Annotated in this window: 17 protein-coding genes and 1 pseudogene; 9 read left to right on the top strand and 9 right to left on the bottom strand. The window is 70.4% G+C overall.

All coding sequences use genetic code 11. The features are described 5' to 3' along the window. Nucleotides 1-19: 19 nt before the first annotated feature. Nucleotides 20-1,483 carry a class I SAM-dependent RNA methyltransferase gene (locus ACYVLQ_RS20995; RefSeq protein WP_460699213.1) on the bottom strand — a complete coding sequence of 488 codons (1,464 nt, stop codon included), beginning with the start codon at nt 1,481-1,483 and terminating at the stop codon, nt 20-22. Between the two features lie 365 nt (nt 1,484-1,848). Continuing rightward, the gene (locus ACYVLQ_RS20990; RefSeq protein ID WP_460699212.1) at nt 1,849-3,837 is read right to left on the bottom strand and encodes an APC family permease; all 1,989 of its coding nucleotides are present in this window, start codon (nt 3,835-3,837) and stop codon (nt 1,849-1,851) included. A 239-nt stretch (nt 3,838-4,076) separates the two neighbouring features. Here ACYVLQ_RS20990 and ACYVLQ_RS20985 point away from each other — a divergent pair, with 239 nt between their 5' ends. Continuing rightward, complete coding sequence (locus tag ACYVLQ_RS20985; protein WP_460699211.1) at nt 4,077-4,748, top strand: potassium channel family protein; 672 nt, start codon at nt 4,077-4,079, stop codon at nt 4,746-4,748. Beyond that, on the top strand, nt 4,745-5,428 hold the full coding sequence (locus ACYVLQ_RS20980; RefSeq protein WP_460699210.1) for a potassium channel family protein: 684 nt from the start codon (nt 4,745-4,747) through the stop codon (nt 5,426-5,428). Before ACYVLQ_RS20985 ends, ACYVLQ_RS20980 begins: the two co-directional genes overlap by 4 nt. A 1-nt stretch (nt 5,429) precedes the next feature. Here ACYVLQ_RS20980 and ACYVLQ_RS20975 read toward each other — a convergent pair whose 3' ends face one another. From ACYVLQ_RS20975 to ACYVLQ_RS20965, 3 genes are all read right to left on the bottom strand, one after another. After that, nucleotides 5,430-6,083 (bottom strand): sigma-70 family RNA polymerase sigma factor, encoded by a 654-nt coding sequence (locus tag ACYVLQ_RS20975; RefSeq protein WP_460699209.1) that lies wholly within the window; start codon nt 6,081-6,083, stop codon nt 5,430-5,432. 273 nt (nt 6,084-6,356) lie between these two features. Then, entirely contained in the window at nt 6,357-7,076 is a 720-nt protein-coding gene (locus ACYVLQ_RS20970; RefSeq protein WP_460699237.1) for a DUF3159 domain-containing protein, read from the bottom strand. Nucleotides 7,077-7,085: 9 nt separating this feature from the next. Beyond that, complete coding sequence (locus ACYVLQ_RS20965; RefSeq protein ID WP_246011626.1) at nt 7,086-7,511, bottom strand: OB-fold nucleic acid binding domain-containing protein; 426 nt, start codon at nt 7,509-7,511, stop codon at nt 7,086-7,088. A 367-nt stretch (nt 7,512-7,878) separates the two neighbouring features. Between ACYVLQ_RS20965 and ACYVLQ_RS20960 the strand changes: the two genes are divergently transcribed. After that, entirely contained in the window at nt 7,879-8,607 is a 729-nt protein-coding gene (locus ACYVLQ_RS20960) for an alpha/beta fold hydrolase (RefSeq protein WP_460699208.1), read from the top strand. Nucleotides 8,608-8,643: 36 nt separating this feature from the next. After that, the gene (locus ACYVLQ_RS20955) at nt 8,644-9,084 is read left to right on the top strand and encodes a nuclear transport factor 2 family protein (RefSeq protein WP_460699207.1); all 441 of its coding nucleotides are present in this window, start codon (nt 8,644-8,646) and stop codon (nt 9,082-9,084) included. Between the two features lie 827 nt (nt 9,085-9,911). Here ACYVLQ_RS20955 and ACYVLQ_RS20950 read toward each other — a convergent pair. Both ACYVLQ_RS20950 and dut read right to left on the bottom strand, forming a co-directional pair. Continuing rightward, a pseudogene (locus tag ACYVLQ_RS20950) lies at nt 9,912-10,910 on the bottom strand (DUF3710 domain-containing protein); the annotation flags it as partial. Nucleotides 10,911-10,912: 2 nt separating this feature from the next. Beyond that, nucleotides 10,913-11,407 carry a dUTP diphosphatase gene (gene dut, locus ACYVLQ_RS20945; protein WP_460699236.1) on the bottom strand — a complete coding sequence of 165 codons (495 nt, stop codon included), beginning with the start codon at nt 11,405-11,407 and terminating at the stop codon, nt 10,913-10,915. A gap of 190 nt (nt 11,408-11,597) precedes the next feature. Here dut and ACYVLQ_RS20940 point away from each other — a divergent pair, with 190 nt between their 5' ends. Further along, nucleotides 11,598-12,089: a DUF3093 domain-containing protein gene (locus ACYVLQ_RS20940; RefSeq protein ID WP_460699235.1), complete on the top strand. Its 492-nt coding sequence runs from the start codon at nt 11,598-11,600 to the stop codon at nt 12,087-12,089. Nucleotides 12,090-12,233: 144 nt separating this feature from the next. Here the strand turns inward: ACYVLQ_RS20940 and ACYVLQ_RS20935 are convergent, their stop codons facing one another. Next, on the bottom strand, nt 12,234-12,536 hold the full coding sequence (locus ACYVLQ_RS20935; RefSeq protein ID WP_068028760.1) for a DUF4193 domain-containing protein: 303 nt from the start codon (nt 12,534-12,536) through the stop codon (nt 12,234-12,236). Between the two features lie 469 nt (nt 12,537-13,005). Here ACYVLQ_RS20935 and cei point away from each other — a divergent pair, with 469 nt between their 5' ends. Beyond that, nucleotides 13,006-13,683, top strand: a complete 678-nt coding sequence (gene cei, locus ACYVLQ_RS20930; RefSeq protein ID WP_460699206.1) for an envelope integrity protein Cei — start codon at nt 13,006-13,008, stop codon at nt 13,681-13,683. A 276-nt stretch (nt 13,684-13,959) separates the two neighbouring features. Here the strand turns inward: cei and ACYVLQ_RS20925 are convergent, their stop codons facing one another. Continuing rightward, nucleotides 13,960-14,883 (bottom strand): inositol monophosphatase family protein, encoded by a 924-nt coding sequence (locus ACYVLQ_RS20925; RefSeq protein ID WP_460699205.1) that lies wholly within the window; start codon nt 14,881-14,883, stop codon nt 13,960-13,962. Between the two features lie 153 nt (nt 14,884-15,036). Between ACYVLQ_RS20925 and ppgK the strand changes: the two genes are divergently transcribed. From ppgK to ACYVLQ_RS20910, 3 genes are all read left to right on the top strand, one after another. Beyond that, a complete protein-coding gene (gene ppgK / locus ACYVLQ_RS20920) occupies nt 15,037-15,795 on the top strand; it encodes a polyphosphate--glucose phosphotransferase (protein ID WP_460699204.1) in 759 nt (252 codons plus the stop codon). A gap of 183 nt (nt 15,796-15,978) precedes the next feature. Continuing rightward, the gene (locus tag ACYVLQ_RS20915; protein ID WP_460699203.1) at nt 15,979-17,361 is read left to right on the top strand and encodes an RNA polymerase sigma factor; all 1,383 of its coding nucleotides are present in this window, start codon (nt 15,979-15,981) and stop codon (nt 17,359-17,361) included. A gap of 412 nt (nt 17,362-17,773) precedes the next feature. After that, nucleotides 17,774-19,354, top strand: a complete 1,581-nt coding sequence (locus ACYVLQ_RS20910) for a Na+/H+ antiporter (protein WP_460699202.1) — start codon at nt 17,774-17,776, stop codon at nt 19,352-19,354. Nucleotides 19,355-19,384 lie beyond the last annotated feature (30 nt).

Genomic DNA, 19,384 nt, shown 5'->3' with positions numbered 1-19,384 from the left:
GTGGGATCGCCGCCCTGGTTCAGGAGGTGCGTTCCAGGAGGGCGAGGCATTCGACGTGGTGGGTGGCGGGGAAGGCGTCGAAGGCGCGCAGGCGGGTGACATGGTAGCCCGCCGTGCGGTAGAGGCCGATGTCGCGGGCGAACGCGGCGGGGTCGCAGCCGATGTGGACGACGCGATCCGGTGCGCACGCGGTCAGGGGGCCGATCACGTCCTTGCCCGCCCCGGCGCGGGGCGGGTCCAGCACCACGACTTGCGGTGCGGCCGAACCGGTTCGGTCACCGAGCCAGCGTTCCACGCGCTGTGCCGTCAGCTCCACCCGGGGCAGGTCGCGCAGGGCAGCGGCACCGTCGGCAACCGCGGTCCGCGCGGACTCGACGCCGAGCACCGAACCGGTGGGGCCGATCTGCTCTGCCAGGCGAGCGGCGAAAACCCCTGCGCCGCAGTAGAGATCCCAGGCAAGTGCCCCGGTCGAGGCGTCGACCCACTCCGCTATCACATCCGAATAGCATTGCGCCGCACCGCGATGCGGCTGCCAGAAGCCGGTCGCGGACACCTCCCAGCGCCGCCCGCCGACATACTGCACGGCACGTCCGCTGCCCTCGACGACCCGTTCCTGCCGAGCGGCGTGCGCCGCCGCCCGCCGCGCCGCCGTAGCGCGCCGGTCACCCGCACGCCGCCCGGTCCCGGGCCCCGCTCCCTGCATCGGCGGGGAGAGTTCGACGATGTGCCGCAAGCCGTCGCCGTCCACGGCCACCACCAACTCGGCGCCGGGTGTCCACGTCCTGTCGGCGATACCGTCCATCGCACCCGGAACCGGTTGCGGGCACCGCAGATCCGCGATCACGTCGGTGCTGCGGTACCGATGCACACCTGCTCGGCCCTCGGCGTCGACCACAAGCCGCATCCTGGTGCGCCACCCGCCGACCACCAATTCGCTCGCCCCGGTGCCAGCGCGGGCAGCCTCGTTCGGCCGCGGGTCGTCGCCGCCCGACATCCCACCGGCCGCCTCGAGCCGCCGCTCCGCGCCGTCGGTTGTCGAGTGCCCCCGGGCCACGCCCCGTGCGCCACCCGGTCCCGAACCGAACCTGTTGCCCGCCAGCGGAATCGGCTCGACGACCACCTCGGTCTCCCAGCCCGCGAGCCGCCGCAACTGCTCGGCGACCACCGCCGCCTTCAGCCCCCGCTGCGCCTGCGGCGTCGCGAAGGAGAAGTCACAGCACCCGGCCCCGCCCGGTCCCGACACCGGGCAGGTCTGCGGTACCCGATCCGCCGATGCCTCCAAGATCTCGATCGCGTCGGCCCGGCAGAACGATCCGCCCCGATCCTCGGTGACCCGCGCCCGCACCAGCTCACCGGGCAGCCCGTGCCGCACGAACACCACCCGGCCCTCGTGCCGCCCGACACAGAAACCACCGTGCCCGGGCGCACCCAGCCGGATCTCGAAAACCGAGCCCTCCCACCCGCTTCCGGCGACAGCACTCATCGCGCCCCCGCAACCATGCCGGAGCGCCCCGTCCCGCCGCCCACCGCCGTACCGCCGAAAACGATTCCCACCCAGCGGATTCGCCGCATCGAACTCACAAATCGCCGCCATCCGGCTCCACCGTGTCCCCGGTGCGTCGCCCCGAGGCTCGCCGGTACTCCCACCCACAATTCCGCCGCCCCACGCCCAGCTCGTGCCGCACACTGTGTCATCGCCTCGCGCGCAAGCCTATTCACGACAGCACCTGTCGACACGCGGCGCGGCCGTACCCAGAGCACGCCGCGACATCGGTTCGCTCGCACCCTCACCCGCGGCTCGCCCGCCGACATTCGGCTCCGTCACGCCCGGGGCGCTGTGGCTTCGGTTCACGACCGCTCCTCGTACCCGCGGCGTACCGCGCCCGGGGCGTTCGCGATATCGGACTGGCGGGCCTTGGCCGACGAACTCAGCTGCCACGGCACGCTGGCCACCATCACGCCGGGCTCGAACAGCAGGCGGCCCTTCAGCCGCAACGCGCTCTGGTTGTGCAGCAGCTGTTCCCACCAGTGCCCCACGACGTATTCGGGGATGAACACAGTCACCACCTCGCGGGGCGAATCCTTCCGCACCCGCTTGACGTAGTCCACCACCGGCTTGGTGATCTCGCGGTACGGCGACTCGATCACCTTCAGCGGCACCGGGATATCGCTCTTCTCCCACTCGCGCACCAGCTGCCGGGTATCGTGCTCGTCCACGTTGACGGTGACCGCCTCGAGCACGTCCGGCCGCGTCGCCCGCGCGTACGCGATGGCCCGGCGCGTGGGCAGGTGCAGCTTCGAGACCAGCACGATGGAGTGGGTGCGGCTGGGCAGCACCCCGTCCCATTCGTGCTCGTCCAGTTCGTGCGACACCGAATCGTAGTGCCGCCGAATCATTTTCATCAGCAGGAAGATCGCCGCCATGGTGACGATGGCGATCCACGCGCCGGCGAGGAACTTGGTGATCAGCACGATGATCAGCACGGTCGCGGTCATGGTGAGACCGATGCCGTTGATCACCCGCGACCGCTGCATCCGCCGCCGCACCACCGGATCGGTCTCGGTGCGCAGATGCCGCGTCCAGTGCCGCAGCATGCCGGTCTGGCTCAGCACGAACGAGACGAACACGCCGACGATGTACAGCTGGATCAGCCGCGTCACCTCGGCCCCGAACAGCACCACGAACGCGATCGCCGCACCGGACAGGAACAGGATGCCGTTGCTGAACGCCAGCCGATCGCCCCGGGTGTGCAGCTGCCGCGGCAGGAACCGGTCCTGCGCCAGAATCGAACCCAGCACCGGGAAACCGTTGAAGGCAGTGTTCGCGGCCAGCACCAGGATCAGCGCGGTGACCACGGTGAGGAAGTAGAACCCGGCCGGGAAACCCTGGAACACCGCCTGCGCGATCTGCGCGATCAGCGTCTTCTGCTGATAGCCCGGGGGCGCACCGACCAGTTCCGAGGCATTGTGCGCGTACACCAGGCCGATCCTGCGAGCCAGCAGAATGATCCCAATCAGCAGCGAGATCGCGATCAGGCCGAGCATCAGCAGCGTGGTGCCGGCATTGCGGGACTTGGGTTTCCGGAACGCCGGAACGCCGTTGCTGATGGCCTCCACACCGGTCAGCGCCGCGCAGCCGGAGGAGAAGGCGCGGGCGATGAGGAAGGCGAACGCGATCCCCTGCAGATGGGAGTCGGTGCCCTCCAGGCCGAATCCGAAGGACTCGGCGCGCACCTCGTCGCCGAACACCTCGATCCGCACCACGCCCCAGATCAGCATGACGAACATGCCGATCATGAACGCGTAGGTCGGGATGGCGAACATGGTGCCCGACTCCCGGACCCCGCGCAGGTTCAGCGCGGTCAGCACGACGATCGCCACCACCGCGAACAGCACCTTGTGGGTGTCGACGAACGGCACCGCCGAGCCGATGTTGGACGCCGCCGACGAGATCGACACCGCGACGGTCAGCACGTAGTCGACCAGCAGCGCGCTGCCCACCGTCAACCCCGCTGTCGGACCGAGGTTGACCGTGGCGACCTCGTAGTCGCCGCCGCCGGAAGGGTAGGCGTGCACGTTCTGCCGGTAACTGGCCACCACGACCGCCATCACCGCCGCGACCGCCAGCCCGACCCACGGCGCGTACACATACGCCGACAGCCCCGCCGTCGACAGCACGAGGAAGATCTCCTCGGGCGCGTACGCCACCGATGACAGCGCATCGGAGGCGAAGACCGGCAGCGCGATCCGCTTGGGCAGCAGCGTATGTCCCAGGGAATCGCTGCGGAAAGGGCGGCCGACCACCATGCGTTTGAAGGCCGTCGTCAACTTCGACACTCGGCACAGCATACGGCCGCCAGGTTTCCCCGCGACGGCACGGAGGCCCGGGTTTCGCGTTCCCGGAACCACGTTTCGCATTCCCGGAGGCAACACCCGTACCCGGGTTTCGCGCAGCACATCCGGGTTTCGGACGAGGATGGAGGGGGAACGTGGCTGCTGTGGCGGCCAGCGGGTACGGTTCGTCAGCACAGGAACCAGACCGCACACCACGGTTTCCGGGAATTGGGGTTGGCACGGTGTACGTAGTGATCATGGGGTGTGGCCGCGTCGGCTCCGCGCTCGCGCGCGCCCTGGTCCGGGTCGGCCACGAGGTGGCCGTGATCGATCGGGACACCAGCGCCTTCCTGCGCCTGGGCAAGGACTTCGACGGCGAGCGGATCACCGGCGTCGGCTTCGACCGGGATGTGCTGCAACGCGCCGGAATCGAGCGGGCGGGCGCCTTCGCCGCCGTCTCCTCCGGGGACAACTCCAACATCATCGCCGCCCGCGTGGCCCGCGAGACCTTCGGCGTGGAGCGCGTGGTCGCGCGCATCTACGACGCCAAACGCGCCGCCGTCTACGAGCGCCTGGGCATCCCCACCATCGCCACCGTGCCGTGGACCACCGACCGTTTCCTGCGCACCCTGGTCGGCGAGGAGGCCAGCACCACCTGGCGCGACCCCACCGGCACCGTGGCCGTCACCGAACTCGGGCTGCACGAGGATTGGTACGGCCGAACGGTGCGCGATCTGGAGGGCGCGATCGGGGCCCGCGTGGCGTTCCTGATCCGCTTCGGGCAGGGCGTGCTGCCGACCAACAAGACCGTGCTGCAGGCCGACGACACCGTCTACGTCGCGGCCACCTCGGGCAGCGTCGGCGCCGCCGCCGCGCTGGCCGCCAATCCACCCGCTAGCGAGGACAAGTCGTGAAGGTAGCGATCGCCGGGGCCGGCGCCGTCGGCCGATCCATCGCCCAGGAACTGCTGCGCGGCGGCCACGACGTGACACTGCTGGAGCGCCGCGTCGACCACGTCGATCCGTCCGTCGCGCCCGCCGCGGCCTGGGTGCACGGCGACGCGTGCGAGCTGGAACTGCTCGAGGAAGCTCGGCTGCAGGACTACGAGGTCGTGATCGCGGCCACCGGCGACGACAAGGCGAACCTGGTGTTCAGTCTGCTCGCCAAGACCGAGTTCGGGGTGCGGCGCGTGGTGGCCCGGGTCAACGATCCCCGCAACGAGTGGCTGTTCGACACCTCGTGGGGCGTGGACGTGGCGGTGTCGACGCCGCGGCTGCTGGCCTCGCTGGCGGAGGAGGCCGTCTCCGTGGGCGACCTGGTGCGGCTGATGACGCTGCGGCAGGGGCAGGCCAATCTGGTGGAGATCACGCTCCCGGCCGACACCGTGCTCGCGGGCAAGGCGGTGCGGACCCTCGCGCTGCCGCGCGACGTCGCGCTGGTGACGATTCTGCGCGGCGGGCGGGTGATCGTGCCGCAGGGCGACGATCCGCTCGAGGGCGACGACGAGCTGTTGTTCGTGGCCTCGCTGGAGGCCGAGGACGAGTTGCGCAAGGCGCTGGGGATCAACGGCTTCGGTGACCCCGCCGGGTCCTGAGTCAAGCGGCCTGCAGCTGGGCGCGCAGCTTGTTGAGCGCGCGGTGCTGCATCACCCGCACCACGCCGGGGCTGGTGCCGATGGCCTCGGCGGTCTGCGCGGCGGTCCAGCCCAGCACGATCCGCATCACCAGCACCTCGCGGTGCGCGGGCGCCAGCACCTTCATCAGCTCGCGAGTGGCGCGACGGCGTTCCATGATCAGCGCCATCTCCTCCGGGCCCGCCGCCGTGGACGGTTCGTCGGGGAATTCCGCGACCGGGTAGGACGGGTGCTGCTGGGCGCGGCGGAACGCGTCGGCCACCTTGTTCGCCGAGATGCCGTAGACGAACGCCAGGAACGACTTGCCTTGATCCCGGTAGCGCGGGATGGCCTGGACGGTCGCGATACAGATCTCCTGCGCGATGTCCTCGGCGGTGACGTGCAGATGCCCCCCGCCGCCGATTCGAGCGGCGCAGTAGCGGCGCACCAGCGGATGGACGATCCGGATTATGTCGGTGACGGCGTCGCGATCCCCCGCGGCCGCCGGTCCGATCAACCGGTCCAGCTCGGCCGCGGCCCTGCGGCTCTCCGAACCCGCGGCCGCGGTCTTGGGTGACCGGGTTCCGCGGCCCTTCGGCCGCTCCTGCCACGCCACCGTGCTGTTCTCGGTACCCACTGGCGGATCCTTTCGCCGATCGCTGATCTCACCAACGATCCTGCGTCGATCCGGACCTCCGAAATAGATACCCCAGGGGTGGGTTCATCCCCACCTGCGCCTTTCCAGCGCCCCCAAAGGTACGGGCGCACGAGGAGCCGTCCCCGGGAACACGAGGTCCTACGGCCACCACCGCACGCCGGTTCGATTCCGGCCGAAAGCACGCCGGACAGCCAAGGCGGCGTCAGCCGGGCATCCGTTCCCGGCACGCTGTCGGCCGGGATCCCTGCCGTATCAGGCCGCGGAGGCGCGGGGCAGGTGACCGGCCTTGCGGACTGCCCACACGGTGACCAGGAGGGCGAGCGCGGTGAGCGGCCAGCCCATGGCGATGCGGGCGACGGCGAGCGGGCCCGTGGAGTCCTCGTCGTAAAGGTGCGACTGCACCAAGTAGCGCGCGCCGAACACCACCACCCACACCGCGGTGGCCAGGTCGTAGAGCCGCAGTACCCGGCGATCGGAACGCCAGTCGGTGCCGTGGCCGTTGAGCATCCCCCAGATCACGCCCGCCAGCGGCCAGCGCACCAGCAGCGACGCCAGGAACACCCCCGCGTACACGAGGCTGGCCCAGATGCCGAAGGCGAAGAAGCCCTTCGCCTCTCCCATCCGGTAGGCGATGAAGGCGCACACGCCGACACCGAGGAATCCGGAGATCGCGGGCTGTACGGGATTGCGCCGCACCAGCCGCCACACCAGGATCGCCGCCGCCACGCCCAGCGCCGTCCAGATGGCAGTGGTCAGCCCCCACACCGAGTTGGCGGGGACGAACACCAGCACCGGCAGTGTGGAGTAGATCAGGCCGCTGAAGCCGCCCAGCTGTTCCAGCAGGGTCTGCTCCACCGCTTCTTCGGGCTCGGATTCGGGCTCACGATCGTCGGCGCGGTTGTCGGCAGGCACGGCGGCGCGCTCGCTCTCGACTACGGCGAAGCGCTCGGCCCCGTCGTCGCTGCTGGGTATCGGCATGCGTCAGGAATTCTCACGTAGTTCGTAGTAGGGGTTGAAGATCACCTTGGCCCCATCCCGTTCGCCGATGCGGCCGCGGACCAGGATACGGCGTCCCGGGTCGATACCGGGGATGCGGCGCCGCCCGATCCAGACCAGCGTGACCGCATCCGTGCCGTCGAAGAATTCGGCCTGCAGATTCGCGCCGGCGGCCTTGGGGCAGGCTTCCACGCTGCGCAATTTCCCGAGCATGGTGACCTCCTCACCACGCTGGCACTTATCGGCCCGGCAAGCCCCTGACGCCTCGGACGTCTCGGCCAGTTCCTCGGCATCGAGGTGATCCAGATCGGCGGTCAACCGACGACCCAGGCGCCGGAAATACCCGCTGTCGGGCCCCGCCTTGCGCCCGGCAACCCCGGATCCTGCCCTGTTACCGCCTGTGAAAGGCATCTTGCAACACTTCCTGCACTGCAGACGGCGTGGATCACACGTCGTCGGGGTCCCTCACGAACGACCGATTGGCCGCTCATCGCCACTGTAGATGGGCATTTCCACCCTCGCTATGCGAGGCCGCCCACGGTCGGTTGAGTACCCAATACACGACGGTTTTGCACCACCGATTCGACCCGGCCCGGCGGCGCCCGCAACCGCGCGGCGATCGCCGCCGCGTCGCGATCCCGACTCGCCGACCGCAACCGGCCACCGCGCGACGCACCACGCCGTCGGCCGGGACGAGCACCGAGCCGGTGGCGGTTTTCCGCGACCATGCCCGTCACCCTCACCGGATCCGGCGTCCCCGCCGCGTAGGCTTCGGCCCGTGCCCGATCTACCCCGCCCGGCGCTCGTCGTCGCCCTGCCCGGAACCGGCTCCGACGCCGACTTCGCCCGCCGCGCGTTCGGACCCGCTTGCGCCGCACTGGATCTGCCGTTCCTCGCGGTGGAGCCGGATCCGCGCGCGGTGGTGGCCAGCTGCCGGGCCGCGCTGGACACCGCGGCCCGCTCCGGACCCGTGCTGGCCGCCGGAATCTCGCTGGGCGGCGCCATCGCCGTCGAATGGGCCCGCGCCAGAGCCGATTCCGCCTTCGGCGTCATCGCCGCGCTGCCCGCCTGGACCGGCGCCGACGCCGGCGACTGCCCCGCGGCGCTCAGTGCCGCCACCACCGCCGCGCAGTTGCGCGCCGACGGCCTGGACGCGGTCGTCCAGCGCATGCGCGACAGCAGCCCGGCCTGGTTGGCCGCGGCCCTCACGCAATCCTGGACGGCCCAGTGGCCGCACCTGCCCGACGCCCTCGAGGAGGCCGCGGCCTACCCCTGGCCGACCCCGGAAACCCTTGCCGCACTGAGTGTTCCGGCCACCATCGTGGCCGCCGTGGACGATCAGGTGCATCCGCTCCCGGTGGCCCGGCGCTGGGCCGAGCTTATCCCGCGTGCGGAGCTGCACCGCATCACGCTCGCCGACCTCGGCGCCGATCCCGCGATTCTGGGCGCCCGCGGGCTGGCTCGGCTCGCCGGGCGTCATGTCACCAGCTCATTACCCGGGAGGTAATCGACGGGGCTCCCCTGCCCCGGCAGGGTGAGGGGCATGATCACCGATACCGCGCCCGCCACCCGCGCCGTCGTCGAGGAACTGCTGCATCGCATCGCCGCGGGTGATCCCGAGCGCGTCGCCGAACTGTACGCGCCGGAGATCGATTGGAAGCTGGACTGGCCGGAGACCGAGCACGGCCGCGCCGCCACGCCGTGGATAGTGCATCGCCAGACCCGCGCCGACGCGGCCCGGCACTACCGGCAGCTCGCGGAGCAGCACGTCACCGCAGCCGTCGGCACGGAGGTCGAGCGAATCCTCGTCGACGGCCCGGATGCCGTGGTGCTGGGCGAGATTCGGCAGACCGCCCGCGCCACGGGCCGGGCCTACCGCTCCCGCTTCGCCCTGCACGTGACGGTCGAGAACGGCCTGATCACCCGCCACCACGTCTACGAGGACAGCCTCTCCGTAGCCCAGGCCTTCAACGAAAACCCCTGAGCGAAGCGGCTACCGAACCACTCGCGCCCGAACACAGCCCTCCACCCCTGGAGCGCCGCGACCGGAACGGCGATCAGCACCGTAGCGCCACAACCGAAACGACGATCAGCACCGCAGCGCCACAAGCGGAACGGCGATCAGCGCCGTAGCGCCACAACCGGAACGGCGATCAGCGCCGTAGCGCCACAACCGGAACGGCGATCAGCACCGTAGCGCCACAACCGGAACGGCGATGGGCGCCGTAGCGCCGCGACCGGAATGGCAATGAGTGTCGTTGCAGGGCGACCGAGGCGACGTTGGGTGTTGTTGCGGCGCGACTAGCCCCGGCCCAGGGGGTGCATGGTCGGGCCGTCGGTGCCGTAGCGCGGCGGCTGGGGCGGACGCTGCTGCGGCGGCTGCGGGCGGTGCTGCGGTGGTGGCTGCTGGGGCGGACGCGGCTGCTGTTGCTGCGCTGGCTGGGGCCGGTACCGCGGCTGTGGCGGTTGTTGGTGTTGCGGCGGCTGCGGCTGGTACTGCGGCTGCTGCGGCGGTCGCTGCTGGGGCGGCTGCGGACGGTGCTGCTCAGGCGACTGCTGGCGCTGGCGGGGCGACAGCTGGCGCTGTTGCGGCGACTGCTGGCGCTGTTGGGGCGGTTGCTGGCGCTGTTGGGACGGCTGCTGTTGTTGGGGCGGCTGTTGTTGCGGCGGCTGCTGTTGTTGGGGCGGCTGCTGTTGCGGCGGTTGGTGCCGCTGCTGGGGCGGTTGATGTTGCGGCGCCTGCCGCGGTTGGGGCGGCTGCGTCCTCGGCTGCGGCGGCCGCTGGTCGGGGGTGACCGCGGGGAACTGGCCGGTGGACAGCTGCTGCATCGCCGAGCCTCCGGTGCCGCTGCGCGGCTGCTCCGGCATCTCGGCGGGGACAGCGGGATGCTGCCCGGTGGCGTAGGCCCGCTGCTGCCCTGTCGCGTAGGCCTGCTGCTGACCGGTGGCATAAGCCTGCTGCTGACCAGTGGCGTAAGCCTGTTGCTGCCCGGTGGCGTAGGCCCGCGCGGCGGCCGCCTGGGCCTCCTGTGCCTGCTGCTGCGCCCGCATCTGCTGCTCGTGGGCGGCCATCAGCTGGTCGGCCAATTCCTGCGGCAGCACCACCGGCAGCGGCTCCCGCACCGGCAGCGGCTCGTCGCCGCGCCGCACCACGGTCTCGGTGAGCAGCGCGCGGGCCGCGGCCACCAGCGGACCACCCTCGTCCGCGGCGCCCGACGGGCCCGCCGCGACCAGGCGCAGCATCCAACGCTGCCCGTCCACGCCGATGAAGCGCAGATCGGCGCCCTCGGTGACGGCATGCAGCTCCCGCCCCCACGGACCGGTCTGTATCGACACCTGCGCGCCGTCGTTGTGCAGCGAATCGCGCAGTTCGTTGACCACCGACCGCCACTGCCCCGGCGACTTGGGCGCGGCGTAGGCGGCCACGGTGAGGCGGCCGTGCGGGGTGGCCAGGTGCACCGCCTGCGGCGTGCCCTCCGGGGTCATCTCGACCTGCAGCTGTCCGCCCTCGGGCACCGGCAGCATCACCGACCCCAGATCCAAGCGCTGATCGGCGACGTCCTCCAGCAGGTCGGCGACGTCGTCGTAGTCGTACGGCCCGGTCCGCTCGGCGGACTCGGGCCCCTCGAAGTCGTAGCGGCCGGGGCCCCGGGCGGGCTCCTCCTCCTCGTACCAGTCGTCCTCGTCGTATTCTTCTGCCGCGTACGGGGTTTCGTCGTATTCGGCCGCCTCGTCGTAGCCGTAGTCGTCCTCGTCGTAGGACCGTCCAGGGGGGAGGTCGTCCCCTGCTTTCCGCTTTCGCCCGAACATCGTCATGCCTCCTTGCCGGACGCCCCACCGGCCGTCTGCGCGGCCAGGCTCGCATGCCCGCCGCTGGACCCGTAACCACCCGCGCCGCGCGCGGTCTCGTCGAGCCGATCGACCTCCACGAAGTCCACCAGTTCCACCCGTTGCACCAGCAGCTGCGCGATCCGGTCGCCGCGCCGCAGCTCGATCCGGGTGCGCGGATCGTGGTTGATCAGGCAGACCTTGATCTCCCCGCGGTAGCCCGCGTCCACCGTGCCCGGGGTGTTGACGATCGACAGCCCGGTCTTGGCCGCCAGCCCGGAGCGCGGGTGGATCAGCCCGACCGTGCCGACCGGAAGGGCCACGGCGACACCGGTGCCGACGAGCACCCGCTCCCCCGGCTCCAGGATGACGTCCTCGGTGGTGCACAGGTCCACGCCCGCGTCGCCCGGATGCGCACGGGTCGGAACGGGGATGCCGGGATCGAGCCGCAGCAGGGGGATAGGTGGAATACCGGTCACGTACAGCGAGCCTACGCGGTTGCCCGCGCGCCATGGCAGCGACGTGGCCGGAAACGGGCCGCCTCGCGACAACGCGACGACCTGCTGCCCGCCGGGATCCGGCGACATGCGCTGACTTAGTCTGGATAGCGTGTCCGACCAGCCCACGGCAGACTCCGATGCCGTCCCCTCCGCGCCGGGGCCCGAGACCATGAGCCGACCCGCGACCGAGACCCCCGCCTACTCCGAGAGGCTGTGGGTGCCGCTGTGGTGGTGGCCGGTGGGCCTGGCCATCGCGGGCCTGCTGGCGGCCGAGATCCACATGGGCGCACCGGGAGTCCGGGCCTGGCTGCCGTACGTGCTGCTGCTGCCGGTGCCGGTGTGGGCGCTGGTGTGGCTGAGCCGCCATCGCGTGGAGGTCGGGCGGGATGCGCACGGAACCAGCGAATTACGAGCGGATCGCGCCCATCTGCCGGTAACCTACATAGCTCGGGCGGCGACGGTCCCGGCCAGCGCGAAGAGCGCGGCACTGGGCAGACAGCTCGACCCCGCCGCCTACGTCCAGCATCGCCCCTGGGTCGGGCCGCTGGTCCTGCTCGTCCTCGACGATCCGGACGATCCGGCGCCGTACTGGCTGGTCAGTACCCGCCACCCGGACCGGGTCCTGAAAGCGCTAGGAGTTCCGAACAAGAGCGGGTCCTGAGGGCGCTCGACGCCCGGAACGCGAGCCGACCGACCGCGTGGCTGTGCGCGGCGGGTGATCAGGCTGCGGATCGGGCGCGAACGAGTACTGTCCGCGCTCGGCGAGCCGAGCGCGGGCCGATTAAATTACCCCGGCGCCTGGCGATCAGGCCGCGCAATCCATGCAGATCAGCTGGCCACCCGATTCGGTGGCGAGCCGACTGCGGTGATGAACCAGAAAACAGCTCGAGCAGGTGAACTCGTCGGCCTGTTTCGGGATCACCCGAACAGACAGCACTTCCTCGGACAGGTCCGCACCGGGAAGTTCGAACGATTCCGCGGTATCGCTGTCGTCGACATCCACGACGGCGGACGCGGCTTCGTTGCGACGAGCCTTCAGCTCCTCCAGCGAGTCCTCCGACGGTTCGTCGGTTTCGCTACGCCTCGGTGCGTCATAGTCGGTTGCCATGTCGTCTTCCCCTCGTCCTCACTCCGTATATCCCGGACCGGCCCCACCGCTGCCGATTCCCTGCGGAATCGACTCGGCGAGATCCGTCCCGCCGGTGGTGTACGTCACGTGTACACCTGTCGCCGACCGGGCCAGACCTGGCAGATCTGTACCGGATCGCGCTCGGTCAACGCAGGACATGCCCTGGTTGTTCCCGAAATCTCGGCCCTGATTCACATCGGTCGATTCGAATCGGCCGCCAGACAATAGCGGACACCGAGGCAAAAGTCGCAATCAAAACCCGAGCGCGTCGAAACTGACCGGCAATCGTCATCGCGACCGGGGAACGAACCCCGATTCCGTGTCCGACCGTCGAGCGAATCGTTACCCGGGCGATATCTCTCGCACAGCGAAGTCCCGGAAGCGATCGGCCGCCACGCGCCGGTGTCCGCATGCGGGATTGTCCGGCGCGAACTCGTAAGGTGTGCGTGTGGTTTCACTGCTCACCGAAGGCAGCCCCGTCGACGACCAGGGTCGCCCGTTCCTGCGCCGCCGGTATCAGCCCTGGGTCGCGCTGGTGGCGATCCTGGCACTCATCTGCGCGATCGTCTGGATCAAGGCGCTGACCACCGAGGACGCCAGCCGCACGGCGATGGCCTGCAACTCGCCGAAATCCGCAGCCGACCCGAACGCGCCGCAGCCGGCGCCGCTGGGCGAGCGGGTGTCCTCGTCGCGGCTGCAGGATGTGGAGCCCGCGCCGCTGGCGCAGTCCAAGGTCCGCGTCTACAACGCGTCCGGTCAGCGCGGCATGGGCGAGCACATCGCGTCGCGCCTGAGCGATCTCGGGTTCGCCAGCCCGCCCGCGCCACAGTTCGCCAACGATCCGGTATACGTCAACGGCGATCTGGAGTGCACCGGACAGGTCCGCTTCGGCGTCAACGGCCGCCCGGCCGCCGCCGCGGTGCAACTGGTGGCGCCGTGCGCCGAGCTGATCGAGGACAAGCGCGGCGACGACACCGTCGACCTGGCGCTGGGTTCGCTGTTCGGCAACGAGTTGCGGCCGTCCACCGACGCCGAGGAGGTGCTGCGGGCGCTGAAGAACCCGGCACCGGGCGGTCCGGAGATCGACTCGACCCTCCTCGACGCCGCCCGCCAGGGGAAGTGCTGACCTCTCCCGCCCTCATCGAAACGCTGACTCTCGCACCGTCATCGAAGCCCTCACCTCCCGCACCATCGTCGAAGCCCTCACCTCCCGCACCATCGTCGAAGCGCTCACCTCCCGCACCATCGTCGAAGCGCTCACCTCCCGCACCATCGTCGAAGCGCTCACCTCTCGCACCGTCGTCCCGGCATGCTTTTCGCCGGGATCCACACACCGCCGAGGGGAGATTCCGGCCAAAAGCATGCCGGAATGGCGGGGGGTGGCAGACTCGGATGCCGGGCGCTAGTTCTCCGGGATCGCCTCCGACACGCCGAGCCGGTCGAGCAATTCGAGCAATTCGTCCGCGACGTCCGGGGCGGAGGCGACGACCAGTTCGCCGGTCTTGCTGATCGTCCCGGCCCGGGGCAACACCACCCGTGCGCCCGCCTCTGCGGCGATCAGGGCGCCCGCGGCCCAGTCCCAGGTGTTGAGCCCGTGCTCGTAGTGGGCGTCGACGAGCCCGGCGGCCACCATGCACAGATCCAGGGCCGCGGAGCCGATCCGGCGGATGTCTCGCACGTGCGGCAGCAACTCCGCGATCAGCTGCCCCTGCCGGGCGCGCCGGGCCGCCCCGTAGCCGAATCCGGTGGCCAGCAGCGCCATGCCGACCGAGCCGACCTCGTTGCAGCGCAGCGCGATTGCCGTCCCGTCCGGCTCGGTGCGGGTGGCGCCCGCGCCCAGCCCGGCGCTGTAGGTGCGCCCGCCCGCCACGTCCGCGACCGCGCCCGCGAGCGAGCGCCCGCCGCGCATGGCGGCCACCGAGACGGCGTAGGCGGGGATGCCGTACATGAAGTTCACGGTGCCGTCGATCGGGTCTACCACCCACACGACCTGCGAATCGTCGCCCAGGCTGCCGCCGCCCTCCTCGCCCAGCACCCGCTCGCCCGGCCGCAACTCGGCGAGCAGCCGCCGGATCAGCTGTTCGGCCTCGGTGTCGACCACCGTGACCGGGTCGGTGGGCGAGCTCTTGGCCTGCACGGCGTCGCGCGCTGGCTCACCGCCGCCGAACACCTCGGGCCGCCGGACGCGCACGTGCGCCGCCGCGGTCTGGGCGAGATGCACTGCGACACGGCGCAATTCGGCGATCTCGCCGGGGTCCGCGGGGGCCGGGTCGGCCCGCTGGGGATCGGTTGCGGCGGCGGTGACAGATGAGTTCGATTCGCGCACGATTCCCATCGCAACACAGATCGCCCGCGGGGCGCATTAGGCTTGTCGGGCACGACACACATCGGTTGTCGGGCAACCCGTCACACAATGCCGTGTATCGTGCCGCGCGCACTGTGATCAGGTCGGCACCACAGGGAAACGAGGAGACTGTCAATGTCCGCTCGGGGGCAAGCATTCGGTATCGATATCGGGGGTAGCGGCGTCAAGGGCGCGGTGGTGGACCTGGCCACCGGCGAACTCGCGCACGAACGCATCAAGATCCCCACGCCGCAGCCGTCCACCCCGAACGAGGTCGCCGAGACGGTCGCGAAACTGGTCACCCAGGCCGATTGGGACGGCCCGGTCGGACTCACCCTGCCCAGCGTCGTGGTCAACGGCATCGCCCGTACCGCCGCCAATATCGACAAGTCCTGGATCGACACCGATGCCCGGCAGCTGTTCTCCCTGGCGCTCGGCGGGCGCGAGGTCGTGGTGCTCAACGACGCCGACGCCGCCGGGCTGGCGGAGGACCGCTACGGCGCGGCCCGCGACACGGCCGGGCTCGTCATGCTGCTGACCTTCGGCACCGGGATCGGCTCGGCGCTGCTCTACCACGGCACGCTGGTGCCGAATACGGAATTCGGCCACATCCTGGTCGACGGCAAGGAGGCCGAGCACCGCGCCGCGTCCTCGGTGAAAGAGCGAAAGAAGCTGTCCTACAAGGAATGGTCGCATCAGGTGACCAAGGTGTTGGTCACGCTCGAGAACCTGCTCTGGCCGGACGTTTTCGTCGCGGGCGGCGGCATCAGCCGCGACGCCGAGCACTGGATCCCGTTGCTGGGCAACCGGACTCCGGTGGTGGCCGCGCATTTGCGAAATACCGCGGGCATCGTCGGCGCCGCCATGGCCGTCGATGGCGGTATCGCGCCATGATCGAGCCGACAACCTGCGAGGCTGGGGCATAGCACTCCGTCCGGATCGTTACAATGGAACGCATGACCGGCGGTGAGCCGGAAACCGACCCCGGCCGGAGAGCCGGGTTAACCCCGACAGAACCGCTCCGCCGGAAGATCAATCTGGCGTGACGCCGCACGAGACCGTCACGAAAGGGCGTACGTGGTAGCCACGAATACCCGAGAGACCGCCGAATCGGCCGAGGCCGCCGACTCCACCGACAGCGCCGCGGCACGGCCGGTCAAGAAGGCTGCCGCCAAGAAGGCTCCCGCCAAAAAGGCCGCCGCGAAGAAGGCGCCCGCCAAGAAGGCAGGCGCCAAGGCCGCGGTCAAGAAGGCGCCGGCCAAGAAGGCCGCCAAGAAGGCCGCGCCCGGCGCCGAGGGCGAGGGCGAGGAGAACCTCGACGACGAGTCGATCGAACTCGAGGGCGACCTCGACGACCTCGAAGTCTCCGAGGACGACCTGGCCGACGACGAGGTCGTCGAGGAGGTGACCGTCGCCGACGACGAGGAGGCCGAGGAGGCCGACGAGCCGACGGAGAAGGACAAGGCCTCCGGCGACTTCGTCTGGGACGAGGAGGAGTCCGAGGCGCTGCGGCAGGCCCGCAAGGACGCCGAGCTCACCGCCTCCGCCGACTCGGTGCGCGCCTACCTCAAGCAGATCGGCAAGGTCGCGCTGCTCAACGCCGAGGAGGAGGTCGAGCTCGCGAAGCGGATCGAGGCCGGGCTCTACGCCACGGAGAAGTACCGCGAGCTGACCGAGAAGGGCGACAAGCCGCCGGTCCAACAGCGCCGCGACCTGAACTGGATCATGCGCGACGGCAACCGCGCCAAGAACCACCTGCTCGAGGCGAACCTGCGCCTGGTGGTCTCGCTGGCCAAGCGCTACACCGGCCGCGGCATGGCGTTCCTGGACCTGATCCAGGAGGGCAACCTGGGCCTGATCCGCGCGGTCGAGAAGTTCGACTACACCAAGGGCTACAAGTTCTCCACGTACGCCACCTGGTGGATCCGGCAGGCCATCACGCGCGCCATGGCCGACCAGGCCCGCACCATCCGCATCCCGGTGCACATGGTCGAGGTCATCAACAAGCTGGGCCGCATCCAGCGCGAGTTGCTGCAGGACCTGGGCCGCGAGCCCACGCCCGAGGAACTCGCCAAGGAAATGGACATCACGCCGGAGAAGGTGCTGGAGATCCAGCAGTACGCGCGTGAGCCCATCTCGCTGGACCAGACCATCGGCGACGAGGGCGATTCACAGCTCGGCGATTTCATCGAGGATTCCGAGGCGGTCGTCGCGGTCGATGCGGTGAGCTTCACCCTGCTGCAGGATCAGCTGCAGTCGGTGCTGGAGACGCTGTCCGAGCGCGAGGCGGGCGTGGTGCGGCTGCGCTTCGGCCTCACCGACGGCCAGCCCCGCACCCTCGACGAGATCGGCCAGGTCTACGGCGTCACCCGCGAGCGCATCCGTCAGATCGAGTCCAAGACGATGAGCAAGCTCCGCCACCCCAGCCGCTCCCAGGTCCTGCGCGACTACCTGGACTGAGCCGAACACCGTACAAACGCCGCCGGGAATATTCCCGGCGGCGTTCGTCGTCCCACCCCTCCACTCCCGGGTCCGCTATCAGGCCCTCCCCCCGGCACCGTTCCCCGCCCCTCCACTCCCGGGTCGCTATCCGGGACCTCCCCCGGCACCGTTCGTCGCCCCGCCCTTCCATCCCCGGCACCGTTCGTCGGCCCGCCCTCCCATCCCCAGCACCGTGCATCCCCGCCTTCCCATCCCTGGCACCGTGCATACCCCGCCTTCCCGTCCCCGGCACCGTGCATACCCCCGCCTTCCCGTCCCCGCACCGTGCGTACCCCGCCTTTCCATTCCCGGCGCGCTTTTGGCCGGGATCACCGACTCGCCGGGGAGGGTTACCGGGGTTCCACTCGTCCCGACAGCAGACTGAGCAGTCGTGGATCAGTTGGTTCTGGTGTTCGTGCTGGCGTTCGCCACGATCTTGGCGCAGCCGCTGGGGCGACGCACCGGGCTGGCGCCCGCTGTGCTGATGACCGTGTTCGGGCTGATTCTCGCGGTGGTTCCGTTCGTGCCGAACATCGATATCGACCCCGAGCTGATCCTCCCGCTGGTGCTGCCGCCGCTGCTGTACGCCTCGGCGCGGCGCACCTCCTGGCAGCAGTTCGCCGACAACGCGGGGGCCATCCTGCTGCGTGCCGTCGGTCTGGTGGTGGCGACGGCCGTCGCGGTCGCCGCGGTCTTCCACGCCTGGTATCCGGGAGTGCCGCTGGGTACGGCGCTGGCGCTCGGCGCCCTGGTGGCGCCGCCGGATCCGGTCGCGGTCAGCGCGCTGGCCGACCGGCTCGGGCTGCCCCGCCGCCTGGTCTCCGTACTCGAGGGCGAGGGACTGTTCAACGACGTCACCGCCGTGGTGCTCTACAACGTCGCGGTCATGGCGGTGGTCACCGGGCGCTTCTCGGCCTGGCACATGGCGGTCGACTTCCTGGTGTCGGCGGTGGTGGGCTTCGCGGTCGGATTCGCACTGGGGTGGGCGGGCAGTCGGCTCATGCGCAATCTCGGCGAGGCCGCCTGGCAGGTGGCGCTCGGGCTGCTGCTGCCGTTCGCGGCCTACGGCCTGGCCGAGCTCTGGCACGGCTCCGCGGTGCTGGCCGTGCTGGTCTGCGCGCTGTATCTGACCGATGCCGCAACGGATTTCAGCGACAGCGCCTACCGCCTCGTCGGCGATTCGTTCTGGGACGTGATCGACATGCTGGTGACCGGTGTCGCCTTCGGTCTCATCGGCCTCGAGCTCACCAACGTGCTCGCCGCGACCGGACCGGACTGGCAGCGGCTGCTGGGCGTGGCGGGCGCGGTCGTCGCCGTGGTCGTATTCCTGCGGCTGGTCTGGCTGCTGCTCACCACCGAGGTCTTCCAGCGCTGGTGGCGCCGTCGCGACGCCGACGAGCCCTACACCTGGCGGGAGTCGATAGTCACCTGGTGGGCGGGGATGCGCGGCGTGGTCACCGTCGCGCTGGCACTGGCCATCCCGTTCACCACCGATGCCGGGGAGGCGTTCCCGGGGCGCGCCGAGATCCTGTTCATCGCCTTCGCCGTCGTGCTGTTCACGCTGCTGCTGCAGGGACCGACGTTGCCCGCGGTCGTGCGCGCCACCCACGTGCAGGCCGACACCGAGCACGAGCGCGCGCTCGAGCGCGGGCTGTGGACGCGGATCCTGCGCGCCGAACTCGCGCGGCTCGAGGAGATCGCCGACAGCGAGGATCTGCCCGACGAGGTGTACCAGCGCATGCGCGAGGGTTTCGAACGCCGACTCTCGCGCGCCGACCCGGAGGCGGCCGAGGCCGCCGACGATGCCAAATCGGTCGACAAGGCGCTGCGTTTCACCGGCCGGATGGGCGCGATCAGAAACGAGGTGCTCGAGGCCGGGCGCACCGAGGCGCTGGCCGCTCGCCGCGAACCCGGCATTCCGCCCGATGTGGTCGACCGGCTGATGCGCAGGCTGGATCTGCGGCCGACATGAGGGGGACGTACACCGCTCTACTCCTGGATC

The sequence above is a fragment of the Nocardia thraciensis genome, from assembly GCF_054782435.1.
The sequence above is the reverse complement of the archived record's forward strand: the minus strand, read 5'-3'. Positions and strand labels throughout refer to the sequence as shown.

Coding starts and splice junctions, on each gene's coding strand:
- ACYVLQ_RS20935 (WP_068028760.1), bottom strand. CDS start 12,536: ATGGCAACCGACTATGACGCACCGAGGCGTAGCGAAACCGACGAACCG.
- ACYVLQ_RS20940 (WP_460699235.1), top strand. CDS start 11,598: ATGAGCCGACCCGCGACCGAGACCCCCGCCTACTCCGAGAGGCTGTGG.
- ACYVLQ_RS20995 (WP_460699213.1), bottom strand. CDS start 1,483: ATGAGTGCTGTCGCCGGAAGCGGGTGGGAGGGCTCGGTTTTCGAGATC.
- ACYVLQ_RS20955 (WP_460699207.1), top strand. CDS start 8,644: ATGATCACCGATACCGCGCCCGCCACCCGCGCCGTCGTCGAGGAACTG.
- ACYVLQ_RS20965 (WP_246011626.1), bottom strand. CDS start 7,511: ATGCCTTTCACAGGCGGTAACAGGGCAGGATCCGGGGTTGCCGGGCGC.
- ppgK (WP_460699204.1), top strand. CDS start 15,037: ATGTCCGCTCGGGGGCAAGCATTCGGTATCGATATCGGGGGTAGCGGC.